The 17662-nt window shown below is 53.8% G+C and carries 13 protein-coding genes and 1 pseudogene; 4 read left to right on the top strand and 10 right to left on the bottom strand.

From position 1 onward, the window contains the following. Positions 1-26: 26 nt before the first annotated feature. From arnF to arnB, 7 genes are read right to left on the bottom strand one after another with little or no spacing between them, the layout of a single operon-like run. On the bottom strand, positions 27-392 hold the full coding sequence (gene arnF, locus EGO56_RS21870) for a 4-amino-4-deoxy-L-arabinose-phosphoundecaprenol flippase subunit ArnF (RefSeq protein ID WP_135911114.1): 366 nt from the start codon (positions 390-392) through the stop codon (positions 27-29). Continuing rightward, entirely contained in the window at positions 389-709 is a 321-nt protein-coding gene (arnE, locus tag EGO56_RS21865) for a 4-amino-4-deoxy-L-arabinose-phosphoundecaprenol flippase subunit ArnE (RefSeq protein ID WP_110332374.1), read from the bottom strand. The genes arnF and arnE overlap by 4 nt, the downstream gene beginning before the upstream one ends. Then, complete coding sequence (arnT, locus tag EGO56_RS21860) at positions 709-2376, bottom strand: lipid IV(A) 4-amino-4-deoxy-L-arabinosyltransferase (RefSeq protein ID WP_135911113.1); 1668 nt, start codon at positions 2374-2376, stop codon at positions 709-711. The genes arnE and arnT overlap by 1 nt, the downstream gene beginning before the upstream one ends. Continuing rightward, complete coding sequence (gene arnD, locus EGO56_RS21855; RefSeq protein ID WP_135911112.1) at positions 2376-3278, bottom strand: 4-deoxy-4-formamido-L-arabinose-phosphoundecaprenol deformylase; 903 nt, start codon at positions 3276-3278, stop codon at positions 2376-2378. Before arnD ends, arnT begins: the two co-directional genes overlap by 1 nt. Continuing rightward, positions 3278-5257 carry a bifunctional UDP-4-amino-4-deoxy-L-arabinose formyltransferase/UDP-glucuronic acid oxidase ArnA gene (gene arnA / locus EGO56_RS21850; protein WP_135911111.1) on the bottom strand — a complete coding sequence of 660 codons (1980 nt, stop codon included), beginning with the start codon at positions 5255-5257 and terminating at the stop codon, positions 3278-3280. Before arnA ends, arnD begins: the two co-directional genes overlap by 1 nt. Further along, positions 5254-6237 carry an undecaprenyl-phosphate 4-deoxy-4-formamido-L-arabinose transferase gene (gene arnC / locus EGO56_RS21845; RefSeq protein ID WP_135911110.1) on the bottom strand — a complete coding sequence of 328 codons (984 nt, stop codon included), beginning with the start codon at positions 6235-6237 and terminating at the stop codon, positions 5254-5256. Before arnC ends, arnA begins: the two co-directional genes overlap by 4 nt. Position 6238: 1 nt before the next feature. Next, positions 6239-7375, bottom strand: coding sequence for a UDP-4-amino-4-deoxy-L-arabinose aminotransferase (gene arnB / locus EGO56_RS21840; RefSeq protein ID WP_135911109.1), 1137 nt, complete (start codon positions 7373-7375; stop codon positions 6239-6241). 694 nt (positions 7376-8069) lie between these two features. On the opposite strand from arnB, the gene EGO56_RS21835 reads away from it, so the two are divergent. After that, positions 8070-8648: a YceI family protein gene (locus EGO56_RS21835; RefSeq protein WP_135911173.1), complete on the top strand. Its 579-nt coding sequence runs from the start codon at positions 8070-8072 to the stop codon at positions 8646-8648. Positions 8649-8674: 26 nt separating this feature from the next. On the opposite strand, the pseudogene EGO56_RS21830 reads toward EGO56_RS21835, so the two are convergent. Continuing rightward, positions 8675-8953 (bottom strand): annotated as a pseudogene (locus EGO56_RS21830) (anti-sigma factor); the annotation flags it as partial. A gap of 109 nt (positions 8954-9062) precedes the next feature. Further along, on the bottom strand, positions 9063-10076 hold the full coding sequence (locus EGO56_RS21825) for a Gfo/Idh/MocA family oxidoreductase (RefSeq protein ID WP_135911108.1): 1014 nt from the start codon (positions 10074-10076) through the stop codon (positions 9063-9065). Between the two features lie 107 nt (positions 10077-10183). On the opposite strand from EGO56_RS21825, the gene EGO56_RS21820 reads away from it, so the two are divergent. The 3 genes from EGO56_RS21820 to EGO56_RS21810 all read left to right on the top strand — a co-directional run bounded on the left by EGO56_RS21820 (position 10184) and on the right by EGO56_RS21810 (position 12693). Then, complete coding sequence (locus EGO56_RS21820; protein WP_135911107.1) at positions 10184-11194, top strand: LacI family DNA-binding transcriptional regulator; 1011 nt, start codon at positions 10184-10186, stop codon at positions 11192-11194. A 623-nt stretch (positions 11195-11817) separates the two neighbouring features. After that, positions 11818-12276 carry a PACE efflux transporter gene (locus EGO56_RS21815; protein WP_135911106.1) on the top strand — a complete coding sequence of 153 codons (459 nt, stop codon included), beginning with the start codon at positions 11818-11820 and terminating at the stop codon, positions 12274-12276. A 213-nt stretch (positions 12277-12489) separates the two neighbouring features. Further along, entirely contained in the window at positions 12490-12693 is a 204-nt protein-coding gene (locus EGO56_RS21810) for an Hha/YmoA family nucleoid-associated regulatory protein (protein ID WP_135911105.1), read from the top strand. A gap of 188 nt (positions 12694-12881) precedes the next feature. Here EGO56_RS21810 and EGO56_RS21805 read toward each other — a convergent pair whose 3' ends face one another. Then, the gene (locus EGO56_RS21805; RefSeq protein ID WP_135911104.1) at positions 12882-17042 is read right to left on the bottom strand and encodes a S6 family peptidase; all 4161 of its coding nucleotides are present in this window, start codon (positions 17040-17042) and stop codon (positions 12882-12884) included. Positions 17043-17662: the final 620 nt, after the last annotated feature.

Genomic DNA, 17662 nt, shown 5'->3' with positions numbered 1-17662 from the left:
TGATGCGGAAAGGCTAACAATGTTGTTCAGGGCTTAACCACGATGCACAGCAGCCCGATAACAATAATCGCCACGCCCGCCAGGCTATGCCAGCTGAACGCCTCATGAAATACCGGCACGCAGACCGCCACCATCCAGACCAGCACGTAACTCAGACTGAGCAGCGGATAGACCCGGTTCAGCGGAAAATAGTGCAGCGCCCGTATCCAGCAAAGCATCGAGACACCATACGCGCCCAGCCCGGCCAGCAGCAGCAAGGCGGGCAGTATGGCAACAGCTGGCAGAGACACAATGCTGCTGGCATCGGGCAGCCGCGGCATTGCCCAGCGCATCATCAGCTGTGCCGCTGAAACCAGCAGCACGCTGCAGGCAACCCATCCATACCCTTTCATAGCTGACTCGCCATCAGCGCCACACCCGTCACCACCAGCAGCGTGCCGGCAATCTGGCGCAGCGTTAACCGTTCGCGCCAGAGAATGCGTCCGGCCAGCGCAACGAAAATGAAGTTCAGGCTCAGCATCGGATAGGCCTGGCTGACAGGCACCCGCTGCAGCACCAGCAGCCAGAGGAGCATCGCAACGCCTAACAGCAGCACGCTAACCCCAATCCAGCTTAAGCGGATTCGGCGCGATGCCGCGTGCGTTGCCTGTTTCTGGCACAGCTGCGCACTGCAGCTGAGCAGACTCACCAGCACAATCAGCAGCAGCATTACTTCATCTGACCGTAGTAAAGACAGACCAGCCTGCCCTGACGATAGACTGCATCGGGCACTGTCACATCCTCCCCGATATCGCTGTGCACCGAGTCGACCAGCAACAGCAGCGACACGCTTCCGGTACGGCGATGGTCGGCAAGCCAGCTGCCGAAGTCGGCCTGAGAGACAAAGCGGGACTGCGCATCCGGGTAGCTCAGCCCATATTCCAGCTCGCCTTTGGTGTCGTAGAAGCCAATATCGCTGCGCTGCAGATGCCAGGCGACGGCAGAGGCCACGCCGGGATTGTCCGCCAGGATAAAGCGGCTGGAGGCCAGACGCGCGCTGATCGTGGCAACAAAGTGCTGCGGCTGTTTAGCATCGCGGATTTTGTCCGGGATAGCAGCGCCAATAAACAGTGCGACGCCCAGCGGGCAAAGCGCGGCCGCCAGCCAGCGGCGCTGTGAAGATCGGCAGCTGTATGCGCCCACCAGCCCCCAGATGAGAAACGCCAGTGCCCCCAGTGCCAGTTTCAGCATCTCGTGTGTGGCGAACAGCGGATGATGCGTCACGCTCCAGGGCGCCAGCACCAGCAGCACCGTTGCCAGGGTGAGAATGCCGAAAATCAGGTTAAGCCAGCCATTAACGGTTAATGCGCGCCCTGCCCGCTGCGCGGCGTTCAGCCCATAGTGCGCCATCAGCAGCGACAGCGGCACAAAACAGGGCAGGATATAGGTCGGCAGCTTGCCCTTTGCCAGGCTGAAAAACAGCAGCGGCATAACCGTCCAGCTCAGCAGATAGAGCGCGCCCGGATGCTGCTGACGCTCGCGCCAGCCGGTCATTAACGCGCCCGGTAACAGCGCCAGCCACGGCAGCGTGCCCAGCAGCAGAACCGGCAGGTAATACCAGAACGGTGCCTTGTGCTGTGCATTCTCTTCAGCAAAGCGCTGGATATGCTCAACCCAGAAGAAGTAGTGCCAGAAATCGGGAGCCTGATGATAGATCGCCAGCGCCCAGGGCGCGCTGATCGCTGCGGCTGAAAGCACCGCCAGTGGCCCGAAGCAGAGCAGCTCCGGAAGTCTCTTGCGCCAGATCGCCCACGGCAGAATCGTCAGCACCGGAACCGCCAGTGCCAGAAAGCCTTTGGTCATAAACCCCATGCCGCAGGCGAGACCCAGCAGCAGATAACCGCCCACGCGGCCAGCGCGTCCGGTGGCCTCTGTTGCCAGCCAGAAGCTGCACATCGCCGCCGCCAGCCAGAGCATCAGCATAGGATCGAGCACCGCATAGGTGCCCACGCCGTAGACCAGCAGCGAACTGAGGAAAATCAGGGTGCCGACCGCGGCGGTACGCGCCGAACCAAACAGCCGGCGGCCAAGCCAGAAGATTAGTGCAGCGGTGATCGCCGTGGAGAATATCGAACCCGCCCGCACGCCAAAATTGTTGTGGCCAAACAGCCACTGACCCAGCGCGTTAATCCAGTAACCCGCAATCGGTTTTTCAAAATAGCGCAGGCCAAAGAAGTGCGGCGTGATCCAGTTACCGGTCGCCAGCATCTCCCGGCTGATCTCCGCATAGCGGGTCTCATCCGGTTGCCAGAGATCGCGGAACACGGGCGGGATAAGGTAATAGAGAATAAAGAAGCTGAAAAAAAGCACCCAAATCGTGTTGTTACGTATCCGCACTAGTTCGCCTCTTCAGTCAGTTGCTGGCAACCCAGCCACCCTTCCCGTCCGGGGATTTCGCCTCTGACGACCCTGCCTACCGGTAACATGCTGAGATCGTCGGGCAGCAGCTCGCCTAACGGACAGAACTGGATGCCGTTACGTTCTGCAGCATCCAGCAGCCGGTCAAAGTCCGGGTAGCCGATGATCCCCTCGACTTCGGCATGTATGGTGTAAACTGCCCCATCTTCAGACGCGAGCATCTTCGCCAGAATGTAGTCGTTATACCCTTCTGCGCTGACCTCGCGGCCAACCACTTCATCCCATGTGGGCAGCGTTACCGGGATCTGCACCGTGCCGATCTGCCCATCCGGCAGCAGGGGCCGGAACGGGCCACTGCCGCGACAGTCGCTGTTGTAGTGAAAGCCGAAGTCCTGCTTGGCGGCGATCACCCGGCCATCAGCGCGCCAGCCTGCAACGGCCGAGCAGCTGACCGGGTGACCGAGGATCTCACTCAGCGTTTCGGTGCCGCGCGCTATCTGCTCCACCAGCTTATCCTGCGGCCAGACGCCCGCCCAGGTTTGCCAGGCAAAGTGGTCCCAGGCGTGCAGACCAACTTCATGCTGACGTGTGGCGTCCTGCATGATTTGCCGCAGGCCGCGTCCCATCTGCTTTCCCGGCCAGGCCGTGCCGGCGAGCAGAATGTCCCAGCCATAGAGCGATGCCGCGCGTGAGCGCAGCATCTTCATGAGAAATGCCGGTTTCACCAGCCGCCAGAGATGGCGGCCCATGTTGTCCGGTCCCACGCTGAAGAAAAAGCTGCCCCGCACCGCATGACGCCGGAAGAGCTCAAGCAGCGTCGGCACCCCCTGCTTCGTGCCGCGCCAGGTATCTACGTCAATCCGCAGACCGATCTTCTTCATCACTTATCAGCCTGTTGCTCGACGGTGCGCAGGAAGAAGTCGAGCGTGTTGTCGATAGTGACATCCATCGTGACGGTCGGCGTCCAGCCCAGCAAACGACGCGCATTGCGGATAGCGGGTTTGCGGTGCTCCACATCCTGATAGCCTTTGCCGTAGTAGCTGCTGCTCTCAACTTCCCGGAAACCGGCAAACGGCGGGAACTGGCTGCGCAGCGGATGGCGTTCGAAGCTTTCCAGCAGCTGCTCGGCCAGCTCTTTGATACTGGCTTCATTGTCCGGGTTACCGATATTGATGATCTGACCATCACAATTCTGCTGCTTGTTTTCGATAATGCGGAACAGCGCTTCCACGCCATCCTGAATATCGGTAAAGCAGCGCTTCTGTTTGCCGCCGTCGATCAGCTTAATCGGCGAACCTTCTACCAGGTTGAGGATCAGCTGAGTGATCGCACGGGAGCTACCGATACGTGCCGCATTGAGGTTATCCAGACGCGGTCCCATCCAGTTGAAGGGACGGAACAGGGTAAAACGCAGCCCCTCTTTTTCGCCATATGCCCAGATCACGCGGTCCAGCAGCTGTTTGGATACGGAGTAGATCCAGCGCTGTTTGTTAATCGGCCCGACCACCAGATTAGAGCAATCCTCATCGAAGCTGGCATCGGTACACATGCCGTAGACCTCAGAGGTAGACGGGAAAATGATGCGCTTCTGATACTTCACGCAGTCGCGAATGATTTTCAGGTTCTCTTCGAAATCGAGTTCAAAAACGCGCAGTGGGTTGCGGGTGTACTCAATCGGCGTCGCAATCGCCACCAGCGGCAGGATGACGTCACATTTTTTGATGTGATACTCAATCCATTCGGAGTGAATAGCGATATCCCCTTCAACGAAATGGAAGCGCGGATGCTCCAGGAAGCGGCTGATAGCGTCTGAACTGATATCCAGGCCGTAGACTTCGAAATGTTCATCCTGTAACAAGCGCTCGGTGAGATGATTACCGATAAAGCCGTTAACGCCGAGGATCAGCACGCGGGTACGGCGTTGCACCACCGACTGCGGCTTTGAATAGAGCAATGCGCCAGGCACCATGCCCAGGCTCTGCGCCAGCTGGCTGCCGTTCATGTAAACGCCATGCTCAGACTGTCCGGTCTGGATTTCCAGTGCGCCTTCGCCGCAGGCGATCAGGAACGGCTGTTTAGAGATGACCGTACCCGGTTTGGCCTGCTGCTGCTGCGGATGAACCCGGCTCTTCCAGACGATAAACTTAACCGAACCGGCAAAGGCGAATGCGCCAGGCCAGGGATCGGTGACCGCTCTGACCAGATTGTGAATCGTCGCAGCAGGCTGATTCCAGTCAATGCGGCCATCTTCGGCCGTGCGACCGCCCACGCGGGTTGCCTGGCTCTCATCCTGTGGCCACTCACTGACCTCCCCCTGACGCAGGCGAGGCAATACGTCGCCCAGCAGCTGCTCTGCGGCCTGGGTCAGCTTGCGATGCAGCGTCAGCGCGTTGTCCTGATCGTCAATGGCCACTTTCTGCTGCGCCAGAATATTACCGGCATCTGCGCGTTTCACCATGCGATGCAGCGTGACGCCCGTTTCGCGCTCGCCATTGACCAGCGCCCAGTTCAGCGGTGCCCGGCCGCGGTATTTTGGCAGCAGGGAACCATGCAGGTTAAAGGCCCCCTTCTGAGCACATTGCAGGATCTCATCGCTCAGCAGATGGCGATAGTAGAACGAGAAGATCATCTCTGGTGCCATGGTACGGATGCGGTCAAGCCAGATCGGATGATTCGCCTCGTCCGGTGCATAAACCGGAATACCGTGCTCTGCCGCCAGGCGGGCTACCGAGCCGAAAAAGTTATTTTCGGTCGCCACGTCGTTGTGCGTGAAAATGGCGGTGATCTCATAGCCTGCATTCAGCAGGGCATTGATGCCGACACAGCCCATGTCGTGATAGGCGAAAACAACGGTCTTCATGATTGAGTATCCTGTACTGAAGGCTCTTCAGGAGCCTGAACAATGCGTTGAACGAAATAGCGCGGACGCGCGCGAACGTCGTTATAAATGCGCCCGATGTACTCCCCGAGCAGTCCCATACCCACAAACTGGGCGCCGATAAACATGAACAACACGGCGAATAACACGAAGACGCCGTCACCCGCCCAGGCCGCACCAAAGAAGAGTCGCAGTACGATCAGCACCAGTGAGAAAGCAAAGCCGGAGAGCGCAATCAGGCTGCCGACCACGCTGAGCAGTCGCAGCGGCGTAGTGGTCAGGCAGGTCACCAGGTCGTACATAAGATTGATCAGACGCATAAAGCTGTATTTCGAATCGCCAAAAGCCCGTTCGGCGTGGATCACCGGCAGCTCGATGGTGTGACGGGCAAAGGTGTTGGCCAGAATCGGAATAAAGGTGCTGCGTTCGTGGCAGTTGAGCATCGCCTCGACGATGTGGCGACGATAAGCACGCAGCATGCAGCCGTAATCCCCCATCGCTTTGCCGGTGACCCGCTGAATCAGGTGGTTGAGCGTGCGCGAGGCCTTGCGACGGAACCAGGTGTCCTGGCGCTGCTGTCGGACGGTGCCCACCACGTCATACCCCTGACGCGCAGCCTCGACCAGCCGCGGGATCTCTTCCGGCGGGTTCTGCAGATCGGCATCAAGGGTAATAATCAGATCGCCACGGACCTGGCTGAACCCGGCCATGATGGCGGAGTGCTGACCATAGTTGCGGTTGAGCAGCACGCCGGTTATCCGGCTGCCGGGAATGGTGGCGGCCTGTTCAATCAGTTCGGCAGAGCGGTCACTGCTGCCGTCATCCACCAGCAGAATTTCATATTCAAGGTTGATGGCGTCGCAGGCGGCGCTGGTGCGCTGCAGCAGCTCCGGCAAACTCTCCTGCTCGTTATAGACCGGGATCACCACGGACAGCATATTGATCGGTTTGATATCGCGCATCTCAGGCTCCGGCAATGTCATGTAAAGCCTGAATCACGCGTTCAACATCCTGATCCGTCATGGACGGAAACAGCGGAATTGAACACATCTGCTGGCTGTTACGGTCACTGGCGGGCAGACGCAGATCGGGATAGCGCTCGCGGTAATATTTGTGGGTATGCGCTGCACGGAAATGCAGGCCGCTGCCGATGTCCCGCGTCTTCAGCGCCTGCATAAAGGCATCACGGGACAGCCCGCAGCGTTGTTCATCAATGCGGATAATAAACAGATGCCACGCATGCTGATGCGGCCACTCTGGCAGTGAAAGTGGCGTAAAAGGCAGCGAGCGCAGCGCCTTAAGATAGCGTTCGGCAATCTCACGACGGCGTGCGATAAAGCCCGGCAGTTTCTGTAACTGCACCAGCGCAATGGCGGCGCTGATATCGGGCAGATTGTATTTGAAGCCCGGCATCATCACTTCCGCCTGCGGCAGACGCCCCTGAGTCTGACGATCAAACGCATCCACTGCCAGACCGTGAAACTTCAGGCTGCGGATACGATCGGCGAGAGCGGCGTCATCGGTCACCACCAGGCCGCCTTCCGCGCAGGTGATGTTTTTGATGGCGTGGAACGAGAAGATTGCCGTGCCGCGATGCCCGACCGGTCTGTCGTGATAAGTCGTGCCCACCGCGTGAGCCGCATCTTCAATAATGGCAATGCCATGCTGCTCAGCCAGTTGATAGATCGGTGCGATATCGGCGGGCGCACCGGCGTAATGCACCGGAATAATGGCGCGGGTGCGTGGCGTAATAGCCTGCGCTATCCGTTCCGGCGTCACCATCAGGTTTTCCGGATCCACATCAATCATGACGGGCGTGGCACCCAGCAGCGTAATCAGGTTCAGGGTTGAAACCCAGGTCATGGACGGCGTGATCACCTCATCGCCAGGCCCGATCCCCATCGCCATCAGCGTGACATGCATCCCGGCAGTAGCCGAGCTCACTGCAATGGCATGCTGGTTGCCGGTCAGCTGAACAAAGGCCTGCTCCAGTTCGGCGCATTTCGCCCCGGTTGTTATCCATCCGGAGTCGAATACCGCTTTAACAGCAGCCAGCTCCTCATCACCGAACGAAGGGCGGGAAAATGGCAAAAAATCCATGCTAAAACTCCTGCAAATCAAACCCATAAACTGTCGCGCGTTGTTAATCGGATACAACGCCGGAAAAGAACTGGAATAGCGATTTATCAATGTCTGGCAGGCAGATAAGTCATAACAGGTTTCCCGTTATGGAATTAAGGTTACCGGACTGCTAATACAAGCTAACGTATGAAAGTTAACTGAACATTAAATGAATAGGTTTAATTACAATAAAATCAACAGGGATTCAGTTAATGGATTCCTGAAAAGTTCACTATTATTTCAATAATATTTCTTCGACACTCAACTCTTTTTGATTTATTGATATTTTGTTTATAAAACAGCAGGCCCGGCCTGTTGTCAGCTCAGACATAGCTCGCCTGACATCAATTCCCGCTCAGAATAAAAACGTAACTCACTGATTAAATTAAGCTAATTTCAGATGGTGAATTGCCACCTCAACGTCGTCACCTGACTCCAGTCAGGATTTCAGTGAAATGGCAGATTAATAAAGTCGCCTTAATGTATTCTTAATATTTCCTGTTATTAATGTTCCGCCCCCGGAATAATCATTACATTTTGGTGAATCTGAGGTGACAGTCAGTTAATATCTTTCAGATTATCTGTGCCTCTGTGGTAAAAGCAGTGCAAATTAAAGCGAATAAGATCGCGGTTTCAGGCGTTAACGTTTGGTCTTTCTGAAAGAGAAAAAGTGATGATACGTGCCGCCTGTTTATGCACTCTGTTTGCCCTGATCAGCCCGGTGCTCTGTGCCGCGCCGGTTACCTATGCCATTACCCCCGATAAAACGTCGATTGGCCTCTCGTGGCGTGCCTTTGGACATGACTTTTCGCAGGCCAGGCTGCAGGGCGTGACAGGCATGGTTACGCTTAATCCTGATGAAGATCGTGACGATCGTATTGAAGTGAATATTCCGGTGGGAACGCTGGTCGCCTCGAACAGCCTGTTAACCTGGCAACTGAAAAGTGATCTGTTTTTTGATGCAGAGCGCTACCCGCAGATTCATTTCGTCAGCAGTCGCGTGGCTGCGCTGGGTGACGGTAATTACCGGATTTTTGGCACGCTGACGGTTAAAGCTGTCAGCCGGCCTGTGGTGATGCTGGCCTCGCTGGACAGCGGGAAGACCCTCGATCCTGCCTCTCGCTTGCTGGCACTGCATGCTTCCACCGCCATCTCTCGCTCCGCCTTCGGTATGGATCGGCTGGTCGGGGTGGTTGACGATCGGGTAAACATTGCGCTTAAGATTGCAGCGCAGGTCAGAGAGCTGCGCTGACCGTCACCGCTGCGCATGCCGCCGGGTTACGTAAGCGCTGCCTGTAATGCTTCAGCGGCAGACGCCAGCTGCGCTGAGGGGTTGCGGCCAGTCAGTACATATTGATAACCGTCGCGCGTCCACCAGGCCAGCTGCATGCCGTGACGCTGTTCGCGGGCAATCGGGTTCGTGTCGTGCGATGCGGGCGAGATACAAAGCGCCATCGGGCCATAATCCGCATGCAGCCAGGCGATCTGCGCAATTGACGTCCGTTCGTAGCGCAGGATACGCACCATTTTCAATTCAGCCCCTGCTATGCGCAGTTGATTAAGCCTGCCAGAGACACTCCGCCAGCGCGGCGCTATACAGTAAACAGCTCAGCACTGGTTTCTGTTCGATAAAAAAAATTATTTTTTATCCGCCTGCCATGCCGAATCAGATCAGCACGTTTTCCACCTGACAGAAGCGCCTTTCCGTCAGTGAGATTACTGCAGCTTCCGCAATCGCCTGTGCCCTGAGGCCATCTTCCAGACCAGGCAGATCCCCAACCTGCTCCCCGTTCAGCGATCGGATAAATGCATCCAGATGAGCATAATAGGTTGGCTGCACCCGGCTAAACCAGTCTGGCAGCAGCCCAGGCTGCTGAATCTGCGCGCCCTGATAACAACTGACTCCGCGCTGTGGCTGAGAGGCCGATTCCAGCATGCCGTCTGCCCCCATCACACTGATGCGTTCGTCATAGCCATAGCCGGTGCGGCGGGCATTATCGAGCTGTGCCAGCGCTCCGCTCTGCAGGCGCAACAGCAGCGTGCTGGTGTCCACGTCGTCGAATTCGCCGATCGAAGGCAGTGCCAGCGCGGCCCCCATCGCCGCCACCTCCGTCACCTCCTCTTCGGTCAGCCAGCGCAGGAGGTCAAAAAAGTGGATAGCCTGATCGCGCATCTGACCGCCGGACGCCTGAAGATAGGCCAGCGGCGGCATGGCCGAAGAGCGGCAGACCATCTGGATCAGTTCCGCCGCGCCAATTCGCCCCTGGCGGAGTTGTTGCTTAAGCTGCTGATGACTGACATCGAAACGGCGATTAAACCCCACCGTAACCGGCACGTTGTAAGGGAGAACGTTAGCCACGGCCTTACGGGCACGCTCAAGAGAGAGATCGACCGGCTTTTCACAGTAGATTGCTTTACCGGCGCGAGCAGCGGCTTCAAGCAAATCCGCATGCGTCGGCGTCGCGCTGGCGATAAGCACCATGTCAATTTGCGGATCGTTTATCGCTTCAGTTACGGACGCGGCTCGGGCAGCAAAGCGCGTCGCAAATGCGGCGGCGCGTGCGGGCTCCGCATCGGCTACCCACACCAGTTCAGCCCCGGGATGTGCCTGAAGATTAGCCGCATGAACTTCACCAATAAAGCCACACCCGAGCAGGGCAACGCGTTGCTTTTTATTCATTATTTGAACTCCATCATAGTCCGGCAGAAAGCTGCACCGGCAGGATAACGCGGCGTTTTACACTGACGGCATGGTGTTTTGAGGTGTTTACCTCAGAGGAGAGCGGCATGTCGCTGAAAGAGGTCGCCCTGCGGGCAGGTGTAGGGCTGGCAACCGTGGATCGGGTGCTTAATGAACGGGGTGGCGTTGCACCGGAAACGGTTCACAGGGTACTGCAGGCGGCACGCGAAGTCGGGCTCAGGCGAATTCTGCCTGAGGAGCATCGTCATCCGTGGCAGATTGAACTGCTGCTAAGCAGTAACGATTCGTTTTTCTTTAAGCAACTGGCGCAGGATTTTACTGCGGTCGCCTCGCATCTGGGCTACCGCCGGTTAACGCTGCATCGCACTTTTGTCCCGGAGGCGCAGCCTGAACGGCTGGCAAAGCTTATCAGGCAAAGCAGTGCATCGCGGGATGGATTAATTGTTTTTGCCCATGAACATCCGGCTATTTATGAGGCGCTTAGCCACTGCGAAACGTGTGACGTGCCGGTGATCTCGCTGGTTACTGATTTGCCCGGTGCTGCCCGGCTCTGCCATGTGGGAATTAATCAGTTGCAGGCAGGACGTACTGCGGCTCAGCTGCTGGGCAAAATGGTGCATCAGCCCGGCGAGGTGTTGATGGTCAGTGGGCACCAGGACTACAGCGCGCATCGTCAGCGCATTGAAGGATTTCGCGAACTGATAACCAGTCGGTTTCCTCATCTGCAGCTGCGCGATGTTCTGGCCGCTCAGGAAAATCGCGACACTCTTAGTAAGTTGCTGGAGAAGCAGCTGATTCAGAGCGGGAATCTGCGGGGAATTTACAACACCGGGCTGGGGAATACCGAAATCGGACAGGCGCTGGCACGGCATCGCCAGCTTAACCAGTGCGTCTGGGTCACCCATGAGCTTTACGCCACGACACGCACGCTGATGGCGCAGCAGAGCGTTGCGCTGACGCTGGATCAGAATACCCGGCAGCATGCTCAGCTGGCGGTACAGCTGATGCTGAATTATCTGGAGCAGAAAGTGAAACCCGATGAGTATGCCAGTGGAAAAGTAGACTTCATGATTTATACCGCAGAGAACCTGGCGTGAGCAGATTGTCCGGTCAACGCATGCACCTGGTGCCGCCGGTTACACGCTAACGTTTTCGCTACAGAACCCCGTCTTCAGTCACTGAAAAGGCGCTGAAAAAACAGGCTGCGAACGTTGATTGGGCATCACATTTACTGCAGCCATTCAGAACCGGCAGGCGCTTCAGAACAGTAAACTGCGCCTCTAACCAGTTTTAAAAACCACCATTAATATAAATATTAAAATATAAATCTATATATCATCTAATTAATCATTTAATGTTCCACTGCCATCCACGATTGCTATCATCGCCCCGAATCCGTCAGGCGAAGCCATGCAGTAGCGACCAGAGCAATAGGTGAGCTTAGCAGTCAGATAGCTGAAGAGGGAGAGCCGTGCTGATACGACAGGCAGCTAAACAATAAAAGCCGGTTTCGTGTAAGAGTTGATACATATCAAACCTGACCGGGTTTTTATCGTCAGAATTTTACTACGTTTCACTTTCTGACGGTGCGGTGCTAAATTCTCATCGGTTTAAGGCAGGGTAAGGTGCAGCGCCTGAAATATAATCGGCTCTGCCTGACGATTAACCTGAATTTATCCCGCGTCAGTAACGGTGCCTGACTGAATAATGAGAGCCTGGTTTGGAACACGATTTATCTCCGGTGCGAACCACCACAGAAAGAGTATTGCACGCTGTTATTTTTGAAGTCGTGGCTAATGTTCTGGTCTTTATTATTCTGATTATTTTTGCTTCTGCAGCGCCTGCTCAGTCGGCACTGTTAACCATAGTTTCATCAACGCTGGCGATGGGATGGAACTATCTGTTCAACCTGATGTTTGACAGCATACAGTTGCGAACCGGATTTAAAAAGGACTGGCGAATAAGGTGCGTGCATGCTGTGCTGTTTGAGGCTGGCCTGTTATTAGTATTGATACCCTTTGCCGCATGGTGGCTGGATATTACCCTATTCGCCGCGCTGAAACTGGAATGTGGACTGGTACTGTTTTTCCTGATTTATGCCTATCTCTTCAACCTGACATGGGATTATGGCAGAGTAATGCACATAAAAAAATCAGATAAAATCAATGAATTACATTAACCCTTCAGAGGGATAACCTTTCGCTTAGCCGGATCTGTGCGGCGTCAGATGCAACAGGCCGCATCTGATCGCACCGATGCGCAAGGACATACGTATATCTGTTGTCAGGAACAGGGTTATTTACCTGGCAGCATTGATATAAGAGCGAGTCAGCTTGGATAAAGTTAAGACCGCGCATAAGCTCATTTTACAGGTTAACGTCAGCAAAATATTATGAACAAAGTCTACTATCTGAATAAGTTAAGGAACTGCCCGTCAACCGATATTCTGGATATCGTGACAAGCTATATGCGGAAAAAACTGCCTTCTGACGATATCTCTTCATTTGATGGCGCCTACGATCATCGTAAAGCCGAATTAATCATGAATGAGACTTATACCGAAGTGCCTGCGGAAGTCTGGCGATTAGTTTGCTGAATCTGAAATAAGGAGAAAACATTAACATTAATACGTTATCCGCTGAGGATTGACTGTCCTGCAGATTATCCCTTTTGGTCTTAGGGTACGTCGCGCAGACTGATATTTTCCAGCAGGCGTAATGTATCGATAAGTCAGAGCATCACCCTTTCATGCAGTGATGCTCTGATATTATTCAGACACGGATATCAGAAGTGATATGACAGGCCGACAAGGCCACTGTAATCCGTTTTGAATTCACCACCAAAACTGCTCTCTACTTTCGCATTCAGTGAAAGGCCAGGCGCAATAATGCCTTCCAGCCCTACACTGCCACGATAACGGTTATCTGACCAGGCGCTGTATTGCCGGTTTGACTGACGATCGGAGAGCGTGGTTGTGGAGCCATTTTTGCCAGGTGAATACTGATAGGCCAGACTGGCGCTGACGTTAATATTCGGCATTAATGCACCCAGACCGCGTTTCTGCACCATGAACCCGCTGCTGGTGAAGTAAGGTGTGGATGAACTTAATGAAACTGACGCATCCTCCCCTTTCAGGGTATAGCCGGACATGACACCTGCGGTTACACCAACAAACGGTGAGATAAACAGGGTATCGTCAGCCAGCGCAAACTGATAGCCGGTGCGCAGGCTGCCAGCCAGCATATGGCTGTCCTTTTTCATACCGTTAATATTTAAAGCAGGATCCAGCGTTATCTCCTGATTGAGATACATATAACGACTGGTCGCATCAAAGAACCATCCCGCATCAGACTGCCAGGAGTAAAACGCACCGACGGTAGCCAGTCGATGCTTTTCATGACCCTCCCCTTTTACCTCACCCTGCGTATAGCTGGCACTGATACCCACTGTTTGCGTGTCGCTGCGGGTATCCCAGCCCACATTCAGTGTCTGCTGGTTGACGTCGAGTCCAAGAAAATGCCCTTTTTTCTGCTCAATGGTTGCCCATGATCCGCTGCTTTCTGGCGAAGCACGCAGGCTATCGGTACGGTTATACAGCTGGCTGACTGCTTCACTAAAAATATACTGGCGTGATGCCAACAGGGCGCGCGTATGCTGAATCAGTGGCAGGTTATCGTAAACCGTGAACCAGTCATCCGGGTCGAATGCCGGTTTTTTGGCTTCTTCTGCTTTCGCTGCTTCCTCTTTGGCTTTTTCTTCAGCTTTCGCTTTTGCTTCAGCCTCTGCTTTAGATTTAGCGTCCTCCTCTGCTTTCGCTTTCTCAATAGCAGCTTGCTCTGCAGTTGCATTATCTTCTGCCGATGCATCTGGTGCTGGCGTCGGTTCCGGCTCAGGCGTGACTTCTGGTGCCGGCGCTGGTTCTGGCTCCGGGGTAACTTCCGGGGCGGGTGCTGGCGTCGGTTCCGGCTCAGGCGTGACTTCTGGCGTCGGCGCTGGCGCTGGCTCCGGAGTAACTTCCGGGGTTGGTGCTGGCGTCGGTTCCGGCTCCGGCGTGACTTCTGGCGCCGGCGCTGGTTCTGGCTCCGGGGTAACTTCCGGGGCGGGTGCTGGCGTCGGTTCCGGCTCCGGCGTGACTTCTGGCGCTGGCGCTGGCTCCGGTGTAACTTCCGGGACGGGTACTGGCGTCGGTTCCGGCTCAGGCGTGACTTCTGGCGCTGGCTCCGGGGTAACTTCCGGAGCGGGTACTGGCGTCGGTTCCGGCTCAGGCGACTTGTTACTTTCCAGCACCCACAAAACACGGTCGTTATCGTCTTCCACCTGATAATTTGGGGTGTAAACGCTAAAACCGCTGTAGCTATCTGCAAAGGAGAAATAGCTGTGCGACGTGCCAGCGGGTGCATCAACCATCACAAGATCCTGTGTCAGCGCAACGTTCTCTTCACTCCCGATTAGCAGACTCACATCCAGCAGGTTGTGGCCACCAGTCAACGCGTTTTTTACAATCAGTTTGTCGCTTTCAAGGGTGGAGGGCTTAACGCCTAACATCAGATTTAACCCGGTCGCATCCAGCGTATCGATATTAAGCGTTTTGGCGCTCCAGGTGCCTGAAGGCACCATTGAAAGTGTTGACCCACTTTTCGCCAGAAGTGAACTGACATTACTGTTGCCGGTCATCGTCCAGTTCGCATTGGCATCCAGCGTCATAAGACTACTGCCTGTTGATGTCACTGCCCCCTGGTAGTTAACCTTTCCAAGGTAAAGTGAGGCGTTATTGGCCAGTTGAACATCACCTTCCACTTCACTGGCGGGCAGAAGTGCCAGTGCATCCGCACTGCGCACCGGCTGACTGCAGGAGACATCATCTGAATAAATTGCAGAGTAGCAACGCCAGCTCTTTTCACCCGCCAGCTGGCTGTCGTTGTAGCCAAACGAAAGTGTGGCCGACTCAGCAGCGGTAATGCTGGCTTTGACACCGGCATATTCACCCACCTGAAAATGTGCACCTGACCCTACGTTGATCTGGTCGGCTTTAAACAGCGATGTGTTCCAGTCATCATCAATGACAACACCACCCGCATGTGGGACCGGCTGACCAGAAAGAATAGTGGTGCCATTTTCGACACTCAGGTTACCGTTTAAATTCATCCCTCCGGTAAGCGCTGTAAGCGTCGAAGCTTGTTCAGAAAGAATATTGACATTCATCACGCCATTCAGCACATTTCCAAGGGTTTCGCCCAGAAAGCCGCGGAAAACCTGGCCGTTTAACTGGGTCAGGCGGTAATTAACCGCTTTATCCAGGTCTGTACCCAGGTAGGTCCATTCCGAGGTCGTCTTTTTAGACTGGGGATAATAGGTATATTTGCTTTTCTGAAGTTGAAAATACTCAGCAGGTTGGTTCACTTTTTTATAATAATAAATTGACCCAGGCGTACCGTTACGGTTATTAGTATCAAGAGTGTTAATGACAATATCTTTAGAATGATAACCATTGATATTGACCGTAGACGCCTTCTGACTATGGTTAACCAGACGAGCACCACTGTCAGTGTGATTGATTTTAATGAAGTTAACAGTATTACCATTTACATCTAAACGGCCACCGCGGTAGCCAAAGAAGATCTTGTCTGTAGCTACCTGATTTTCATCATTCAGTACAACGGTTGGCCGACCGCTGACCAGGGTGACCGAAGAGAAAGCCTGTTTGTTGCCTGAGCTATCAGCTTGCTGATCGAGGATGACTGTACCCTCACCCACATTCAGCGAACCCGGGTTTTTACCCACGGCGTTGATATGCAGTGTACCTGCGCCAATTTTATGCAGGGCATCGCTTGCCAGGCCATTTACCTGCCACAGGACCTCTTTGTCCGCGTCAACCTCAATACCACCGCCAGCCCAGGTCGCATTGACGCCAGCAGCAGACGCGACAGTGTAATCATTTGAAAACTGAAGTTTGCCAGCACCCATGTTGATAGGTGTATTCAGGGTGATCAGTCCGCCAGCACCGTTGAAGCGAAGATCTTTGGTGGCATCAAGTTCTGCATTGGTGGCGGTAGAGGGCGCCGCTGACGCATAGGTCGAATTCAGGCCCGCCCATGACCAGGAGGAACCATATTGTGTGATCGCGGTATTGTCCCAGAAAATCGTGCCTTTACCTGCCAGATCGACGACATCAGGCGAGGTATTGGCAGCAACGGTTTTTTGAATAAAACCATCAGGAACATATGTCCAGATACTGGTAGTACCATAAACATTATCAGTTACGACTATGCCGTATAGCACGCCGCCAATCTTCCAGGCCTTATCTACCTCATCGTAAACCATAATCGGACTACCACTATCCCCACTCATCGTGCCAATTGAGAGAGGCGAAGTAAGGGCATTGTCCGGTCCATAACTGGTACCACGCAGGTTTCCCGATAAGCGCTTTATAGTGCCAGCGTTGATCGTTCCTCCGCTCACCCATTTATAGGCACCACTGAGTGTAATTTGTTCGGTCTGATCTTCACTGACCTGGCTTTGAGTACCACCGCCAATACGGGTAAACCAGGAATAGCGAGAAGCATCCCCTTTTTGCATCTCAGTTTTTTCAATGGCATCAACAGGTGAGGCATCGGTAACGACTTTGTTCAGACGTGGCAGATGAAAGTCGACAGAAGGTGATTCATTACGATTGATCAGCTTGTAGGTGGCGCCATACTGGGCACCTTTGCCGAATGCCACCGACTGATAACCCGTATTGTGCTTTGCACTGGCTACATAAGAGGGCGCGACCAGAGTACTGTAACCATAATTAGCTACCATACTGAAATCGGGCATAGCAAAGTCAAGATAACCCGATAATGTACCGTCTTTTTTATAGACAGGCACATCTGTCAAACCCACCGAATAGCTACCGAGGTTTTCAGCAAAATCACGATACTCCTGTACATCAATATCGTGACGCATTATACCTGCATACGATCTTGTGCAGATAAAAAAGGTACAGCACAGCGCTACACTTCCAAAGTGTTTCAATAGATTACCCTCACGAAAATATTATTATTTAAGAAGCTTCCGCTAATTAAATAAAGAATATCACCAGGGTCAGCATGTGTTAAAACTGAGTTTGTCTCAGACATTGATCTGAATCAATAAATCGAGGTCGATTTCTGAAAAAAACAAATTAAGTTATTGTTTTGCAAAGGTGTAAAAAACAAAGCTCATATTAGAATGAATATTAACTATTAATGAAATCGTTAACAATAATCAGTAGATCACTGGTAATAAAATAAGAATAAAATAAAGTCGCAAACCACAAAAAGATAAAATTTTTATATTCCTGCTGGGACATAACAATACATCAGCAATACTTCGTGATCTTAACTTCAAAATAGCCTTCATTTTACGTTCTGAAAATTGATGACTGAAAACAGAATTTCGCTTATTTTTTGAACCAGCCTGTGGGCAACAGTAAAGATAAGAACGTGCTTTTTGGTGACTGAAAGGCGACAGGTGCCCGGAACAGACTGTATGTTCAGAGCACCTGAAAGAGAAGGTAAAGTAAGTATCCTGAATGTTCTATATGC

Origin of the sequence: Pantoea vagans, from assembly GCF_004792415.1 — a bacterium.
In the GTDB taxonomy this organism is placed as follows: Bacteria; Pseudomonadota; Gammaproteobacteria; order Enterobacterales; family Enterobacteriaceae; genus Pantoea; species Pantoea vagans.
This window is presented reverse-complemented; position numbering and strand designations above follow the sequence as displayed.

Excerpts from the sequence above, each read along its gene's own strand:
- arnE (WP_110332374.1), bottom strand. The coding sequence starts at position 709 with ATGCTGCTGCTGATTGTGCTGGTGAGTCTGCTCAGCTGCAGTGCGCAG.
- arnA (WP_135911111.1), bottom strand. The coding sequence starts at position 5,257 with ATGAAGACCGTTGTTTTCGCCTATCACGACATGGGCTGTGTCGGCATC.
- arnF (WP_135911114.1), bottom strand. The coding sequence starts at position 392 with ATGAAAGGGTATGGATGGGTTGCCTGCAGCGTGCTGCTGGTTTCAGCG.
- arnC (WP_135911110.1), bottom strand. The coding sequence starts at position 6,237 with ATGCGCGATATCAAACCGATCAATATGCTGTCCGTGGTGATCCCGGTC.
- EGO56_RS21805 (WP_135911104.1), bottom strand. The coding sequence starts at position 17,042 with ATGCGTCACGATATTGATGTACAGGAGTATCGTGATTTTGCTGAAAAC.
- arnD (WP_135911112.1), bottom strand. The coding sequence starts at position 3,278 with ATGAAGAAGATCGGTCTGCGGATTGACGTAGATACCTGGCGCGGCACG.
- EGO56_RS21810 (WP_135911105.1), top strand. The coding sequence starts at position 12,490 with ATGAACAAAGTCTACTATCTGAATAAGTTAAGGAACTGCCCGTCAACC.
- EGO56_RS21825 (WP_135911108.1), bottom strand. The coding sequence starts at position 10,076 with ATGAATAAAAAGCAACGCGTTGCCCTGCTCGGGTGTGGCTTTATTGGT.
- arnB (WP_135911109.1), bottom strand. The coding sequence starts at position 7,375 with ATGGATTTTTTGCCATTTTCCCGCCCTTCGTTCGGTGATGAGGAGCTG.
- EGO56_RS21820 (WP_135911107.1), top strand. The coding sequence starts at position 10,184 with ATGTCGCTGAAAGAGGTCGCCCTGCGGGCAGGTGTAGGGCTGGCAACC.
- EGO56_RS21835 (WP_135911173.1), top strand. The coding sequence starts at position 8,070 with ATGATACGTGCCGCCTGTTTATGCACTCTGTTTGCCCTGATCAGCCCG.